This window comes from Senegalia massiliensis (assembly GCF_009911265.1).
GTDB lineage: Bacteria > Bacillota > Clostridia > Tissierellales > SIT17 > Anaeromonas > Anaeromonas massiliensis_A.
The window spans coordinates 105,747-121,932 of the sequence record NZ_QXXA01000013.1 but is presented as its reverse complement, the minus strand read 5'-3'; the positions used below and the strand labels follow the sequence as shown (position 1 = coordinate 121,932).

Here is a 16,186-nt window from a genome sequence, read left to right as displayed (position 1 = left end):
AAAAATTGCTATTTCATTTTTAAAACGTGTAATAATAGATAATCTAACCTATTATTAAATTTGATAAATGCCACCGACCAAATATATGCTCAGTTTTTTGTATTTATTTGTTGTATATATATATTAATTATATCAGTTTAATTGTGTAAAAACAATATATAGATTGCTTATCTTTCATAAGAATTATAATAAAACTCTACATAAAAATTATATAATTTTTATGTAGAGTTTTATTATTTCACCTTTAGTATTTGTCTTGATCGTATTACTTTCCCAAATAATCTAATTGCTCTTGAGTCATAATAAGATGCTGCAATTGTCTTGATAGAACACTTTTAATTGATAATGATTTTATATCATTGGAAAAATATTTTTCTTTTTTATAACTTCTCTAATATTGTTTGCATCAACTTTAGAGAATCTTTTATATATTCTCTTTTATTTTCTGCTAATTCTTCTTCTTTAATTTTAATTATTCGTTCTTCATCTTCCATTATTGATATTAATATATTAAGATGATTACTAATATCAAAATACTTATTTTTCGACTCTACTATTTCTTTAGTTTCATCAGGAATTGTTGCTCCTTTTAAATACTCAATGCTTACATCAAAAAACTCTGCTAACTTTACCATACTTTTTTGTGATGGTCTCCCCCATCCTTGTTCATAACTAGCTATAGTAGTTCTACTAACTTCAATTTTTTGTGCTAATTCTCCTTGTGTTAAATTACGTTCATTTCTGAGCTTCTTTAAATTTTCTGTAAACATATTTTCCATAATAAAACCCCTTTCACTTATACTCATTTGATACTTCTTAATGTAATGATAACATATTGATAGTAAATAGTCAACATAATAAAAGGACTAATAAAAATTTTTATTAGTCCTTTTATTATGCAATATCTAAATAACAAGGTTTAACCTTTAAATAAACTTATATTCAGATATATTATGATTTAATTTATTTATTGTTTATAAGCTACTTACTAAATTTGATAAACTGTTACTACACTTTAAATAATATTCTTTATCAAATGTGAAAAATTCTTTAGATATATCATCAGAAGGTACTTCTACAATATTACTATCATCAATATAAGAAAATTCTATTGCCATAGTTCCTTCAAATAATTTCAGTATAAGTAAGTTATCGAATGGACTTGAAACAACTCCATTTTCTTGAATGTTAGGTATAACTAAATAATTAACATTGAGATACTGAAGATTATCAATATCTATTTCATAACATTTAATATCATAATTATTATCCCAATCTTCTTGTAGAATATCTATTACCTCGTCTAAAGTTTTTTTGTTTTCAATTTTATAAGCTAAATTACTCATTTTTTAATCTCCTTTCATTTTTAAAATTAATATTACATTTGATAAGCTTTTTTTGTTTTTATTTGTACTACTTGTTTATAGTTATAATTAAAGAGGGTCAATTCCCTCTTTAATTAAGCAGTTATTAATTTTTTAAGAATATTCATAGATTCTGTCATACTATTTTTAGGTATAAAATCTATACTTTTTACTCCTAACTCTTTAAGCAACAAACTTTCTACAGAATCCATAGGTTGTCTTTTGTTTTCTGATACTTGTTTAATCAGATCACTTATAATTCCTTTTTGTGATTTATTTAAAACAGAATTATTAAAATTTGGATTCTTATTACTAACGTTTTTATTAGCTTTTGTAGTTTTGCGACTTTCTTTTTTGGAGTTATTATTATTCTTCTTTTTTGAGGTATCTGTTTTCTTTTTTGTAGAGTTACTTTTAGTTGAAGAATTTTTTCTTAACCAATCAAATTTACTAGGGGCTCCTTGAACAAATTTTTTTAATTCCTCTAGTTCGGAATCAATAATATTATAGCTTTTACCAGTTTGTTTAATTTCTACCCATAGTTTAGGCATATTATAAAGGTATCTACCTATTCCCCACTGAACTGCACAACGTTTCATAGAATCGGAGAGTCCACCTTTTGTTGAGGAGAATTCGGTATTGTCAGCACCATCCCACTTAGTTAACCAATGGCTATTATCATCATGATCATATACCTTTATTGATATTCCACACAATTTTGATTTTCCACCATTAATTTCTTTAAATTCATTTTTCCAACCAAATGGAGAGAATATATCATCTAATCTATTTTGTATCGCTCTATTTGAAACATAGACTAGTGCAATACCTTTTGAATTATCTTGTTTCCTAGCACCTATTCTAAATTCAATATCTTCAAGATCAAACTCTGCCTGTAACTTTTTTTGTACCTCTCTAAAATTAGCAACTGTTATTTTTTCCATTTGCAAACACACCTTTCATTTTTAAAGATAACACTTCATTTGATAAGCTATAAGTTATTAAAGTAAAATAATAACTAGAAGGGCTTTACCCTGATTAGTACTCTAATATAGTTAGAAGGGGGTCCCCCTTCTAAAATCCATGAACTTTTTTAATGTATTTTTAAATTTATTACATTTAAAGTTTTTGAATCTACTAATATTTTCATTGAAAAGCTCCTTTCTTTTACCTATAGATTTTATATGCAAATAAAAAAATCCTTTGGAAATTCTACATATTTGCAGAAACTCTTAAAGGATTTGAAAAATCTATATATAATTTGTTAAATTAAATTTTAAATTGTTTTGTAAAACTATTTTTAAATTTGAAAAACATACTCTCAAAATATTAAATAATGATATAGGCTAAATCTATAGTCCTAACCATTTGAAAATAACACTATCTTAAATCTATAAGATAGTTACGGGTTATTCCCTCTTTTTTTACAATTTACACTAATAATTATATCATCATTAATTATATCATGCAATATATATCTATTGTTTTAGTTTTTCAATGTTAAATTTTAACTACAAAATATATCATAATACTCATCTACATTTATAATTAATTCTAATGGTATATTTAGTTTATTTACTAATCTCCACATTGTTTTAGTAGATATTTTGTGATTTCTAGATTCTAAGTTTATATACCCATTATAGCTTAAACCTAAGCTTTCGTGCATTTCTTCTAAACTTTTATTTAACAATACTCTAATTGCTTTTACACAGTTTATTTCTGGTTTTACAACTTTAAATTTTACACTTTTTATTGTTTCACCATCATAAACTAACTTTACTCTATTATCAGATAATTTTAGTATATTTGTTTCTTCAAAAAAATTAACATCATTATCTTCTGGTATCTTATACTTTTTATCCAATTCAATATGTTTGTCTCTTAACTTTATTTTCTTATTATCTATTTTTTTCTCTATGGTGATTATTTTATCTGGAAAACCTCTATATTCAAGCATTTTTGCTAACTTTAAGTTTCCTTCATTTAAATAATTATCTACCATATGTATATCAAACTCTTTTTTTTCAGTTCTCTTTTCTTTGTATATTATATCTAAGTTTAAGAAAATTTTATTATTTTCATATAAGATATTCTTAACTTCAAAATCGTGATAATTACCTTTTACTTTATTTTCATTTGATACTTTTTTTATACTTTCATTTAATAAATTATTCTCTTTAAGTGATTTTGTATCATCTAATACTATTTCTTTAGATACAACCTTATTATTCAATAACTTTTTATGTAACTCATTATTTAGAATTTCTTCTGGCTCAAATTCTAGTGTTGTTTCTAATATATTATCAAATGTATTAGTAACATTACATATTACATTGTCTTTTATATCATATAATTTATAAAATGTTAGATTAAATTCTTTCATAATTTTTATTGTAGATTTACCAGATAAATTTTTTTCTTGATTTTCAACTAGTCTTAGAAAGTCTTCATCAATATTTAATTTCTCGGACATCTTTTTTAAAGACAAATTCCTTGTTTCCCTAATAACTTTTATATTATTAGGTAAATAATCTGGTGTTATAATTTTGTATCTTTGAGTCATTTTTTTCATCCCCCGAATATTGATTTCATTAATATATAAATTTTTTTATTTTTTATATTTAGTAATTTGGTAAATTTTTGTAAACATTTTTTTACTAGTTATTATAATTATATCAATAATTTATTTTAATTCAATAAATTAATTTTAGCAAATGTTGGGAAAGGGTATTTATAATAAAAGAAAGGGTATACAAATTTGTATACCCTTTCTTTTATCTGAAAAGAATGTAGTTTAATTCTTCTATTTTTGACTTTAATTTATCCCCATCTTTAATTAAATTAAATCTTATTAGGCTTCTATTTATATCACTAGTAATTATTCGTAAATCACTTGTATATAAAATTTGTGATTTATCTAGTTTTATTTTATTAGCTAAAATGTTTTTAAATAAATTAAATAAATGACTATCATCTTCACCTACTAGTACAACTTGTGGTGGTTTAATTAACTCAGGTGTAGGTTTGAAATTATTAATAAATTCTTTATATAATTTTATTCTCTCAAGTGTTTTTTCTACTCCTCCATCACTTAATCTACTAACCTCAAAAAATATTGTCTCTATCTCACCAGTACTATTTTTAAGTTTAATTTCTAAGTGTGGCCTTAAATTATTTGACATCAGAGGTAGTCTATAACTCTTATTGAGATTAAATTCTTCTATATTATCTAATTTACTTTGTAAAGTTAATAGCACTTGATTTCGAGCTAGTATTCTTTTCATAATTGATAAAGGTCTTGCACTATCAAATGGTTTCCAATTGTTTGTTGATATTTCCCTACTATTAAGTAACTTACAACCCCATCTTTCTATACAATGATATTTAGTATTTAAAGCTTTATCTCCATTAGAGCAATAAAAACTTGATATTAGTAAATGTTTTCTTAACACTTTAATTCTATTTTGTATTTTTGTTTGAGGTATTTCTATTCCTTTTAAATTTATATGTTGTGTTATCATTCTACTAGTAGCAAATTCTAATTCATATAACGATTGTAATATGTCAAAATCTATTCCACTTATATCTCCACGTATTATCATTTCCTCTACATATTTTAATGTGCAATGTCTATTTACTTGAACTAAATTTTTTTTTTCATTTTCACAAGAGGAAAAAGGAGATTTAGTTACAATTATATCTGAATCTTTATTAAGTAATGTATCCATCTCTTGATCTCCTTTATAAGTTTTTATTAAATTATATTAATCTATAATAGTTAACTTCATTTTTTCTCTTTTTTTATCTATATTATCTATCCTAACTCTTACTAAATCTCCATAACTATATCTCTTATTTGTATAATTAGCTAAGCCCTCAAAATCGTCACTTATTTCTACAAATATACCGCTACCATTTGCACCACGAGTATCTTTAATTCTACCTTTGACTACATCTCCTAATTTAAACTCTTTATCTATCTCATTCCATTTTTTAAATAGTGGCTTCCTAGTAAATGTTATTAATAGTTCTTCACTATTCTTTTCTCCTATTTCATCTTTTAAAACAACATCTACGGAATCACCAACTCTTAGTTTTTCACTAGGATGATCTATCCATACTTTACATATAAATGCCTTTGGTAATATTCCAATAACGTCCCCACCAATGTCTATAAATGCACCAATATCAGCTATTCCTATTACTACTCCTTGTACTAAATGTCCTTTTTTTAATTCTTCTCTATATTTATCTCTTATATCTTCAACTACTCTTTTTCTAGATAAATAAACCTTTGTATCTTTTAACTCATCACCTTCTATAATTTCTGTAACTTTAAAATTGACATCTAAGAACACTTTCTTCTGAGCCTGTGCCTTATGTACTTTTCCATCTTTCTCAATTATATAAGTTATTTCATTCCTTGGAATTATTCCTTCTAAATTCGGAGATAGCTTTATTATTAAATCACCATTATGTGTAGCTTTAATACATTCACCTGTTAGAACTTCATCCTTCTCCTTTGCTCTTTTTAGCTTTCTTAACATCTGCATATCATTGTATCGTGGTTGTTCTGCAAATACTAATTGTTCTGGTAGCTCATTATTATACCTTTCCATTTATAAATCCTCCCTTTATTTATATATAAAACAAATATAAGATTGGTTAGGTCTTATATTTGTTAAGATACTTAATTCATTTAATTTATTTTCTGAATTATATATTGTTCTCTATTTTGATATTTATTTTCTAAGTAATTTACTTTTAAATTTTTGCCTTTAATTAAATGAGTTCTATTTTTTTCTAACATTTGAATCATACTCTTATGTTCTTTTTCATTATAATTATTATTTCTATATATTATAATTTCAATATTTTTGTTTTTATTTATATCTTTAGCTGTACTCTTTAAGTATATTGTTCCACTAGGATATATATTTGGTTGTGATAATAATTGTATTTCCCCTTGAAGTCCTTCATTATAGTTGCTATCACTATCATCATTATCCTGTAAATATATATCTCTTAGCATACCCATGTATTTGCAAACATCTTTAATTCCATTAGTTTTAGAGTTTTTTTCTGCAGTTCCTTCGTCTACTGCCTTACCCCAACCAATTCCTTCAACAGTATAATAACTTACAAAATTAGTTTTAGGAATGTTATCAGAGTCAGTGTATAATGTATAGTTTCCTATTTGAATCTCTACATATGTTTTATAATAATACATATCATTTTTATTCGGGTCTTTGCTTTCAACTAATTTTTTATCTATTACTTTATGTTCTATCTTAATATGTGTATTGCCAAATATTTGCTGCAGTCTATTCAATTGCAATAAATATTTTATTCCTTTAGATGAATAGCCTGTATAACTATTTGATGTACTTCCTTCTTTAAAAGGTAATTTTACTAATTCCAATAATTTTTCAATATCTTCTGGTTTAATTCTTCCTTCTTCAAAATCTTGAGGTTTTGGTAAGTTTAAATCTTTTCTTTTATCTTCTATAAATTTAATATCAGTTTCTAATATATCACTCACTCCACTCACCTACTTATAAAAATTATTTCCTAATAGATTATAACACAACATAAGTGTTTTGTAAAATTAAATAAAATGTTAGATATAACATATCTAACATTTTAGAATTAAGCAAACTATTAAATTATAGTTTTTTCACAATTAATATGTGTATTACTTTCTTCAATTACTTCATAACCTAGTTTTTTTATTATATTATGCATTTCTTTACTATATTCACTTGTACCTCTTTTCCAAATGTTTTTTAATTGTATTTTAGTAATTCCATTATTAATACAAAATTCTTCAAGCCATATTAGGATTTTAGTCCCTGTACCTGTATTTTTTTTACTTAAATATAACTGAGGAATTTTTAATGTATTATCTTTAAATCTAAATTGTACAAAAGTATAACTTTCTTCTTTATCACTCATATCTGTAATAGTAATTTTTGGTTTCTTGAAATATAAATTCTCTTCTAAGTTATCTTCCATAATTTTTTTTAAACTTTCAAAGCTACATGACTGAAACAATAAATCAGCTCCTTTAATTAAACTATAATATCTTATTATTTTTTTATTAAACCTTTAGTTTCTATATCTTTTATATTACTATCTAAAGCTAATTTAATTAAGTTATTTATTGTCAGAGTATATAATTCATGCTCACTTATTGTATAATTTAGATTCCCTTTTATTTCTTTTGAATATTGCTTAAGTAGTTCTTGATTATCTTTAGTTATATATATACTCATTCTATTAGTTTTTAGTAACTCGTCAAAAGTCACACTTTTAAACTCTTTTAATATTTTTTCAACTATATTAATATTGATTTTCAATTTCCCATTCTCAATTTGACTAAGTGCTTGTTGTGTAATTTCCAGTTTTTCTGCAAATTCTTTTTGTGTATACCCTAATTTTTTTCTGTATTTAGAAATGTTATTATGTTTTTCTTTTGAATTATTTTGTTTCATTATCTTAACCCCTTTATTTACTCTAGTATAATAAAATTTATATCTTCTTTTAAAGTATATTCTATTATTTTACCACATTCAAATTTCACTTTATGAATTTCCTTGTTTTCTTTATATACATCAAGTATTTTTCCAACTTTATTAAGGTTTACATCATATATTTTCATATTCTTTTTAAATTTAATGTTTCCTATATTTGTTATGTCATCTATTTCTAACAACTTATTTGATTTACATTCTACCCAATCTAAATTATGATCTAACTCTACATATACTCTTGGGTATTTGTAATCTATTATAGTTCCTGTTTTTCCTTTATATTTGCCTTTTATAAAAACAACTCTTGACGTAACTTTCATAATATTAAATCCTCCTATATAATAATTTTTTTAATAATAAGTAAAATATATAGATGTAATGGATAAAACCAATAAAACAAATGTTTAGATAATCTTATCTTTTTATCAAATTTCAAAAATAAAAATATAAGGGCTGCCATAGAAAAAAATTGAATATATGAATTATGGATTATCAGATATATCAAGTTTAATATGAATAATGAGAAAATAAATTTCTTAGGATGTTCTATAAAAATATTAAAAAATAATATCATTAAAACTCCATACCATCCATAACTAAATCTTAACATCTCGGCTAGTATAATTAATAAAAGGGATATAACTTTTTTATTTTTCTTATAAAAATGAATAGTCATTAACCCAAATGATAGAGTAAAGATCACATTTATACCTTCTGAAAAATAGTAATAAGGAATAGCAGAAACAAAAGAAAATAATATAAGTCTTGTAAGATAGGATTTATAATCAGAAGTTCTTTGATATCCTAATGCTATAAGATATGCAATTAGGGGATATGAAACTCTACCGATTATTCTTAGTATTATAATATTAGGGAAAAATAACACAGATATATGATCTATTACCATTGTGATTAAAGCTATAACTTTTATATAATCAGTATTATGAGTTATAAGTGATGAAGTATCAAATTTCATCACTTATACTCCTTATATAATTTCTATCTGATGAACTAGTAATAATTTTATTTATCTTCAAATTGCATCTTCTACAATATTCTTCTATATTCTTGGGAAATGCTGAAGATACATTGAACTTTTCTCCATCTGTATTTTTAACTTCAAATACAAAATATTTTATTATGGTATTTTTACTTATTTTTTTCAATTTCTTTTGTCCTCTTTTCTTTTCTTATTTCTAGTTCTTGTAATTGTCTATTTAAAATCTCCATATCCTCTTCCATCACTTCAAAATTTCTTTTAAATACTTTCTCATATTTTTGCTTTTTTTCTAAAACACTTTTACCTTTTTGTATCCAAGTATCCATAGTTTCTGGTCTAGAATTTTCCTGTTTCATTATTCTGTTTATATGTTTATATATTTCATTAAGTTCAAAATTTACAGTATTATGAAACTCTCTAGTATATCTCTCAACATATTTTTCTTCATGCATTAATGGAATACTCATTATCTCAACTGTACCATCTTCGGTATTTTTTTTGCTTAAAATTTCTATAAAATTCTCTAGTTTTAGTAACTCATTTGCTTTATAAATAGGTACAAACCAAACTTTAGCACGTATTTTTACTGAAGAACCATCTAAAATCTCTTTCATATACTTAGTCATAAAATTATTTAATCTATTCTTATTAAATCCATGAGCCTCTCTCTCGAATTCTTCCATAGCATAGTCGCATAGTTTAGTTATATCGTAACCTACACTTTTCATAGTGGCAGAGTTTAAACTGTAACTTGCTTTATCTGTTACTTTATCATATATAAAATTCCCCATGTATGTATAGTTATTATTTCTTTCTTTAACTTTTTCAAGTTTTATTTCCCTAACCCATAAATTTCCATTGTCTTCTGTTTTATTATCTTCAACTATTAAATGATATTTATTAATATCTCCTGTCATTGGGTCTGACAATAATATTCCTCTCTTTTGTATCTTTTTAGTAGCAGTTTTGAAAGCTTGTGTACTAGTATGCTTTTTAGCTACTATATCTTTAGAAATTCCACAATCATCTAATATATTAAATACTTCTTTTTCATTTAGCATTGTTTCACCAATTGTATAATAAACTAACTTTCCAATTATATTATTTCCTTCAACATTACTGTTTATGGCTACAAAATTACTATTCATTTAAAACCCTCCATTCATTTAACTAATTACTTTTGTTATATATATTATATCATATTACTTGTATATTAACAACTCATAGCTTTTATTTAAACAATGGATAGTATGTTAAATAAATAAATGGAAAGTAAAAATCATTAAGGCTTTTACTTTCCATTTATTTATTTAATAAGTTTTAAATATTTGCTTTTATAACAGTGATATTTACATCGTTAATAACTTTATCTACTGCATAAAAGTTTTCTTTACAACCTGTTTTGATATTCTTAACTAAAATATGATCTTTACTTTGCTTATCAATAACTATACCTATATATTCTCTATTTTTGTGATTATTATTTGGTAATACATTAACTTTAATCTTTTCGCCTATCATCGGCATTTTAATACTTTTTATATTTTTAAAATTCCCATCTATAAAAATCTTTCTTTCCTTCTCAATAGTATTATAAATTCCATTATATGAATCTGTTGGCTCTGAGCAATATTCTCTATATAACATAATTTATCTCCTTATTACTTTTTTGGTTACGTTCTATGTACTAATTATTATTAGGCAATATTTCATATTTTGGGCATTTAGATAAGCTTTCCTATATATTGTTCATATACCCTTACCATTATTTAATACGATTATAACATTTATAGATTTATAATACAATATATATGTTTAGTTTTAATAATATATAGTGTATTTATATATTTTAGTATTGAAATAAAAATCAACTTGTATTAAAATAATTAATACAAGTTGATTTTTATTAAAAAAATATATAAAAAATAAAGGAATTTATTTTTTTATGTCGAATATTTATAATAATTATGGTTTGATGTTTTAAAAATAATTTAAAAATAAATATAAAAAGCAAAAGAGATATTTCTTGAATGGTTTGGCCGCCACAGAAATATCTCACCTCAAAGAAAACTTATTAAGTTCTTTTTCATTTATAATTATTATACCACAGATGTAGTGTTTTAATCAACAAGAAATACTAGATTTTTATAATATAAATAAAAAGAACAATAGGAATTCTTTCTAGGTTTGCTTTTTGTAAATCAAGGGAGGATTTTTTGTGTATAATAAAAAAATAAATAAATATAATTACTATAGCCAATTAAGATTAAATCTAAAACCTGTACCAGCTAGGTTATTACAGGTATTAGCTAATTTAAGCAATGAAAAAGGGATAGTAGATGGAAAATCTCAAAATTATATAGCTAGATGTATGAATGTTACAAGACAGACTGTAAGTAAGAATACGAAGTTACTGGAAAAGGTTAAACTCAATGGATTACCTTTAATAACTGTCAAAAGAGTAAGAACTAATAAAGGAACATTTAAAATCCATACTTATATTATAAATTTCTTAGCTTATAGTAAGCTATGGATTTCAAATATAGATAATACAGTTAAATCTTACATTATAAAAGACTTAAATAATTTAATACATGAATTATCATCAGATAATGTCCAACTACATACAAAAAAAGAAAAAATTAATATTGATTTTAAATATTTCAAAAGAGATAGCTTTAGCATATTAAAAGATTTAAAGAAATTCATAAACTCTATAAGTCTAGCACCTTCTAGGGTAGTGCCATTGTTATCTAATATATCAGATAGATTGATTAATTTTAATGAAAAAATATATAACCCAAAACAATATTTTAAAAAATGTTTTGAAAACTATCTTATAGGTCAAGAATTAGAAAATGTATTAACTAAGTTTGCACTAGCTTTTGGTTTTGATCAAGATAGGGACAAGCCATATACAATAGATTGGAATAAAACGTTTCAAAATATATAACTCAAATATATAATTAATATAAAAATTTTAATTTAATTAATGTTTTTAGACAAGTGATATTCAGTTGTCTATTTGTTATGTCTAATATTATTTATATTCTATAATAATAAACTAAATTATAAATATATTATTATTTAGTATGAATAATTGTGTATAAAATATATAAATTATTATGATTTTTTATATTTTTATAAAGTTATCAACAAGTCCATGTAACTTTATCATATAATAATAATAATAAAGATGTGTTCAGTATTCTAATTAGCATTTTGATTATCTTATAACAATTATTATGAAAAGTTCAAGAAGATATAAAATGATTTGTTTGAAATACTCATTTTATATCTTCTTGAATAATATATTTAACTTTAAATTAAGCTACTATATTAAAATTATAGTCTTTATTAATTTTTTCTTTATATTTATCTAATAAATCATCATTAATAATTAGATTTTGAATTTTTATAGGATAAGTAGTATTATCATCTTTTTTTAAATAAACAAATTCTCCAGAAGTTGAAAAATTGTTTATTTTTAACTCACCATATTTAGAATACACTTTTTCTCCTACGAGAATTTCTAATATTTCCCTTTTATCATCATTATTCATTTAAAACCCTCCTGTATTATTAACTTTACTATCTGATATCTTTTTGCACTTTTTGCATAGCAAAGAACTAAATAAATTATTACCTAATCTATGACCAAGTTCATTAAGATTTATTTTTTTACCACATAAAGACTTTCTATCACCCTCTACTACGATATGATAACTTTTTAAAGCACCTTCATTATAATATTTCATATTTTATCTCCTATATCTTTTTTTCTGTTTTTTTATCTTTAAATTCATGCTTTTATCAACTTGATTTCTTATCATTACTAATCTCCTTCATTTGTATTTGTAAAGTTCTCTTTACTTTTATTATATGTATAATTTTTATTGATATCTAACTCTAGTATCTTTTTTATAGGGGTTTCTAAATGAGTGATACAATCTTTCATAGTAACGCTAACATACCATCCTCTTTTATAATCATTATAACCTTTCAATATATCTTTAATATCATAAGTATACATTCTCTTATCAATAAAATTTTGTATTTTTTCTCTATAAATTTTATCAAACATTACATTAGTCATATTTAATCTCCTTTATAAAACTTGATAAATAAAGTTATATTATTTGATTCATTAATTTTTGAGCTATTTTTTCATTTGATATTTCAGAAGTCTTATAAATTTTATCACAAAATTTCTTTATAGTTTTATCAGAAGCTTTACCTATTCTACTTTTATCTAGTAATATACCTACACATTTTACTTTCTTTTCTTTTTTTAATGTATTGAAATAATCTAATACATTGCTATCTATAGTTGCGTGGCCATCAGTTACAAAAACTAGATCTGCATTTTCATATCTATTGTCTTTTATCAATTTAGATGCTATCTTAATAGGCTCAGTGAAATTTGTACCTCCACCTAGGTAACTATTCGCTATCGCTAAAACAATATCCTCTGAGTAATTAGTATTATTAACATGTTGTATATTACCTACTCTCGTATCGTATGGGATATACGCAAAGTTTCTATGCTCTTTAACTGATATACCCATAAGTGATATTGCTAAAGCCTTAGTCCAGATTGCTCTATTTCCAGAGGTAGAGCCACTTTCATCTGCCATAAATATTACATGACCTCTACCTACAAATATTTCTTTTTTCTCTTTATATTGCTTAAGTTTTTTCTCCACATATTTTTTATAAAATATAGGTTTAGTTTCTTTATTTGCAAGTAAAACAAGTTCTGAAGGCAATATTTTATTTAAATTATTACCATATTCTATACCTATCTTTTTTCCTCTTCCTATTGTATATTTTTTATTGATACTTGAATTTGTTAATTTTCTTAGTTTACCTAATTCTTTAGCTATATTTAAAAATAATGGATTTTTCTTTATTTTCTCTATTAGTTTAGTCTTTCCTTCCATAGTTTGTGGTGTACCATTTTCTGTACCCCATATTTCTAGGGTGTCTTTAACCTCTTGAACTTTAATCAATGAATTTTTCAAAGCATTATCTATTCTATTTTCTATTTTATCTCTATTATTTTTAGTCTTGTATTTTATAATATCATTGAACTTATTTATTTGTTTTATTATTCCTTCTACTTGTCTATGTAGTGCTTTTATTTTCTTCTCTGCTGCTTTTAATTCTTCTTTATTCCCTTCTTTCCCTTTCAAGTGGTGGTAAAGGTCGATGTTATTATTTAATTGTTTCTGTTTTGATTCTAAAGCTTTCTTTTTTTTATCTAATTGTTTGAGTGTACCTTTATTTCCTGTTATATCTTCTAATAGGATATCTAGATTATCATACAATTGTTTTATAAATTCCCTAGTACCTTCTATACTCTCAAGATCATTACCCTCTGTAAGCATCTTTAATGCACCATAATCTTGATTTTCCTTTATATTCTGAATTATTTGTTTATTAAATTTTTTTGCATTAGTAGATAAATCTTCTTTTTTTCTATCACTAATATTAACTTTGTAAAACATATTAAAAATGTCTTGAGATAAAAATTTAAAACTTGATAGCTTTTCACTAGCTTTTTCCTCTATATCACTGATTGTATAGTCTATTCCACGATACATTTCATCTAGACTTTTTTTCTTTTCTTTATAGATTAAATTTTCCATTCTAGTATGATTTATTGTTGTATCAAACTTCTTGATTTTATTAGAATCTATATTTTCTGGATAGTTACTTAAAATTTCGTCAATATTAAACATATTCTAATCACCTCCTGATACGTCTATCACTAATTAAATTATATCATAAAAACATAACTCTAACAAGCTATAACTTGTATATATACAATTAAAATACATAAAAAAATAATGGATTCAATTTGAATCCATTATTTTTTGTAATATGAAACCACTTCCCCAGTAATATTATCATGTTGAGAAATGAAAACATATCCATTTTGGTTTAACTCTTGTTTATAGCTATTAATAAGGCTTTTTGCATACTCTTTACCTCTACCATAAAATCTATCTCTTTTATAGTAAGTATTCATGAAGTCTATAAGACTTTCTGCTTTAACCTCATATTTTTTAAAAGTTTTGTATGAATTATTCATTTTTTAAACGCTCCTTCCATTTATTAAGTAATTCATTTCATTTGATAAATTATTTTTTTGTTTATATTTGTATAAAGCCGATTAATATATTAGATACTGAAAGAGAAATAAATCTCTTTATGATAATTAAACTGAAATACTGAAATTAACCTTTACATTAAATAATGAGAAAATGATATTTGATTATTATTGTGGTTATATTTTTTAATATACTCATATAATTTTGAGTAGCTATAATCAAACTCTCTTGAATTCTCACTTTTTAAAGTTATAGAAAGCTTAGAATTATCGAAGTTAAGGAATCCTATAGAAAAGTGATTATATAAAGGATCAATTAAAGTTTGACCAGATAATGAAAACTGATATTTTAGCTTATTGATACATTCCTTTTTATTATCAAAAATATCTTTATCCCATAATCGATTATAAAGACTTTTTGATATATAATCCATAAGTTCATGTTCACTCAAAGAATTCGCTATTTTTTTAGCTCTTGCTCTAGACTCTTTTGTTACTTTTTCAGCAAACATATTTACTTTAGATATAAATTGTTTATCAAAGTTAACATTAACTTTCCACAATAGTCTATTTAAATATATCAATTTCTTTTCATCTACTTTGCTAAGTTCTATTTTAAAAAGATCCTCTATATCTTTTTTGGACCACATATCATTTTCTAAACTTTCAATGGTTTTATATTCTTTTAAAAATATATCTGCATTGAATCTATGTTCTATGATAATAGAATTATTAGATATGCTTTTTACATATAGCTCTATATTGCCTAGATACTGCTTTAAAGCTATATAACTACCTTCATAAAAGTATTTACCATTTAAGATTATTCCCTTTTTATCCATTCCACTTTTTTTGTATTCATATTGATACATTTGTTCAACAGTCATTTCTCTATGAATACCTTTAGAAATACAATTTGAAAAAACATAACTTAAAATAGAATTTTTAAAAGAGTTTATATCACTTACTGCATGACCTTCTATTGTTTTAAGTTTTTCTTCTAATATTGGGAGTAGTTCATAAAAGTATTTATCTTTATTCCCTTTAGTCTCAGATATTTTCATATTCAATATGTCAGTTTTAATAAAATCCATTTGATAATTTTGAACATAGTTATTTTTCATTTTATAAACACACCTTTCAGTTAATAAACCAAAGAAAGAGAAATATA

The 16,186-nt window shown here is 23.6% G+C and carries 21 protein-coding genes; 1 reads left to right on the top strand and 20 read right to left on the bottom strand.

The annotated features are described in order from the left end of the window. Nucleotides 1–380: 380 nt before the first annotated feature. The 14 genes from D3Z33_RS12560 to D3Z33_RS12495 form a co-directional block, all read right to left on the bottom strand. Entirely contained in the window at nucleotides 381–779 is a 399-nt protein-coding gene (locus tag D3Z33_RS12560) for a helix-turn-helix domain-containing protein (protein ID WP_160198120.1), read from the bottom strand. A gap of 195 nt (nucleotides 780–974) precedes the next feature. Further along, the gene (locus tag D3Z33_RS12555) at nucleotides 975–1,346 is read right to left on the bottom strand and encodes a hypothetical protein (protein ID WP_160198119.1); all 372 of its coding nucleotides are present in this window, start codon (nucleotides 1,344–1,346) and stop codon (nucleotides 975–977) included. A 113-nt stretch (nucleotides 1,347–1,459) separates the two neighbouring features. Then, nucleotides 1,460–2,308, bottom strand: coding sequence for a Rad52/Rad22 family DNA repair protein (locus D3Z33_RS12550; RefSeq protein ID WP_160198118.1), 849 nt, complete (start codon nucleotides 2,306–2,308; stop codon nucleotides 1,460–1,462). Nucleotides 2,309–2,871: 563 nt separating this feature from the next. Continuing rightward, complete coding sequence (locus D3Z33_RS12545; RefSeq protein ID WP_160198117.1) at nucleotides 2,872–3,930, bottom strand: helix-turn-helix domain-containing protein; 1,059 nt, start codon at nucleotides 3,928–3,930, stop codon at nucleotides 2,872–2,874. 211 nt (nucleotides 3,931–4,141) lie between these two features. Next, nucleotides 4,142–5,095 carry a hypothetical protein gene (locus tag D3Z33_RS12540; protein ID WP_160198116.1) on the bottom strand — a complete coding sequence of 318 codons (954 nt, stop codon included), beginning with the start codon at nucleotides 5,093–5,095 and terminating at the stop codon, nucleotides 4,142–4,144. Between the two features lie 36 nt (nucleotides 5,096–5,131). Next, complete coding sequence (locus D3Z33_RS12535) at nucleotides 5,132–5,986, bottom strand: S1 RNA-binding domain-containing protein (RefSeq protein ID WP_160198115.1); 855 nt, start codon at nucleotides 5,984–5,986, stop codon at nucleotides 5,132–5,134. A gap of 80 nt (nucleotides 5,987–6,066) precedes the next feature. Beyond that, a complete protein-coding gene (locus tag D3Z33_RS12530) occupies nucleotides 6,067–6,909 on the bottom strand; it encodes a hypothetical protein (RefSeq protein ID WP_160198114.1) in 843 nt (280 codons plus the stop codon). Between the two features lie 119 nt (nucleotides 6,910–7,028). Beyond that, on the bottom strand, nucleotides 7,029–7,421 hold the full coding sequence (locus D3Z33_RS12525; protein WP_160198113.1) for a hypothetical protein: 393 nt from the start codon (nucleotides 7,419–7,421) through the stop codon (nucleotides 7,029–7,031). Between the two features lie 35 nt (nucleotides 7,422–7,456). Continuing rightward, nucleotides 7,457–7,861: a helix-turn-helix domain-containing protein gene (locus D3Z33_RS12520; RefSeq protein WP_160198112.1), complete on the bottom strand. Its 405-nt coding sequence runs from the start codon at nucleotides 7,859–7,861 to the stop codon at nucleotides 7,457–7,459. A gap of 17 nt (nucleotides 7,862–7,878) precedes the next feature. Further along, nucleotides 7,879–8,220, bottom strand: coding sequence for a hypothetical protein (locus D3Z33_RS12515; RefSeq protein ID WP_160198111.1), 342 nt, complete (start codon nucleotides 8,218–8,220; stop codon nucleotides 7,879–7,881). A 14-nt stretch (nucleotides 8,221–8,234) separates the two neighbouring features. Continuing rightward, nucleotides 8,235–8,876, bottom strand: a complete 642-nt coding sequence (locus D3Z33_RS12510; RefSeq protein ID WP_160198110.1) for a TraX family protein — start codon at nucleotides 8,874–8,876, stop codon at nucleotides 8,235–8,237. After that, nucleotides 8,866–9,066 carry a hypothetical protein gene (locus D3Z33_RS12505; protein WP_160198109.1) on the bottom strand — a complete coding sequence of 67 codons (201 nt, stop codon included), beginning with the start codon at nucleotides 9,064–9,066 and terminating at the stop codon, nucleotides 8,866–8,868. The genes D3Z33_RS12510 and D3Z33_RS12505 overlap by 11 nt, the downstream gene beginning before the upstream one ends. Further along, on the bottom strand, nucleotides 9,050–10,048 hold the full coding sequence (locus D3Z33_RS12500; protein WP_160198108.1) for a DUF6744 family protein: 999 nt from the start codon (nucleotides 10,046–10,048) through the stop codon (nucleotides 9,050–9,052). The genes D3Z33_RS12505 and D3Z33_RS12500 overlap by 17 nt, the downstream gene beginning before the upstream one ends. A gap of 172 nt (nucleotides 10,049–10,220) precedes the next feature. Continuing rightward, nucleotides 10,221–10,547: a hypothetical protein gene (locus D3Z33_RS12495; RefSeq protein ID WP_160198107.1), complete on the bottom strand. Its 327-nt coding sequence runs from the start codon at nucleotides 10,545–10,547 to the stop codon at nucleotides 10,221–10,223. A 571-nt stretch (nucleotides 10,548–11,118) separates the two neighbouring features. On the opposite strand from D3Z33_RS12495, the gene D3Z33_RS12490 reads away from it, so the two are divergent. Continuing rightward, entirely contained in the window at nucleotides 11,119–11,853 is a 735-nt protein-coding gene (locus D3Z33_RS12490) for a MarR family transcriptional regulator (RefSeq protein WP_160198106.1), read from the top strand. 373 nt (nucleotides 11,854–12,226) lie between these two features. Here the strand turns inward: D3Z33_RS12490 and D3Z33_RS12485 are convergent, their stop codons facing one another. The 6 genes from D3Z33_RS12485 to D3Z33_RS12460 all read right to left on the bottom strand — a co-directional run bounded on the left by D3Z33_RS12485 (nucleotide 12,227) and on the right by D3Z33_RS12460 (nucleotide 16,139). Further along, complete coding sequence (locus D3Z33_RS12485) at nucleotides 12,227–12,463, bottom strand: hypothetical protein (protein WP_160198105.1); 237 nt, start codon at nucleotides 12,461–12,463, stop codon at nucleotides 12,227–12,229. After that, the gene (locus D3Z33_RS12480) at nucleotides 12,464–12,658 is read right to left on the bottom strand and encodes a hypothetical protein (RefSeq protein ID WP_160198104.1); all 195 of its coding nucleotides are present in this window, start codon (nucleotides 12,656–12,658) and stop codon (nucleotides 12,464–12,466) included. 77 nt (nucleotides 12,659–12,735) lie between these two features. Continuing rightward, complete coding sequence (locus tag D3Z33_RS12475; protein ID WP_160198103.1) at nucleotides 12,736–12,996, bottom strand: hypothetical protein; 261 nt, start codon at nucleotides 12,994–12,996, stop codon at nucleotides 12,736–12,738. A 34-nt stretch (nucleotides 12,997–13,030) separates the two neighbouring features. Then, nucleotides 13,031–14,644 carry a hypothetical protein gene (locus tag D3Z33_RS12470; RefSeq protein ID WP_160198102.1) on the bottom strand — a complete coding sequence of 538 codons (1,614 nt, stop codon included), beginning with the start codon at nucleotides 14,642–14,644 and terminating at the stop codon, nucleotides 13,031–13,033. A gap of 128 nt (nucleotides 14,645–14,772) precedes the next feature. Continuing rightward, entirely contained in the window at nucleotides 14,773–14,997 is a 225-nt protein-coding gene (locus D3Z33_RS12465; RefSeq protein ID WP_160198101.1) for a hypothetical protein, read from the bottom strand. 152 nt (nucleotides 14,998–15,149) lie between these two features. Next, entirely contained in the window at nucleotides 15,150–16,139 is a 990-nt protein-coding gene (locus tag D3Z33_RS12460) for a hypothetical protein (protein ID WP_160198100.1), read from the bottom strand. Between the last annotated feature and the right edge of the window lie 47 nt (nucleotides 16,140–16,186).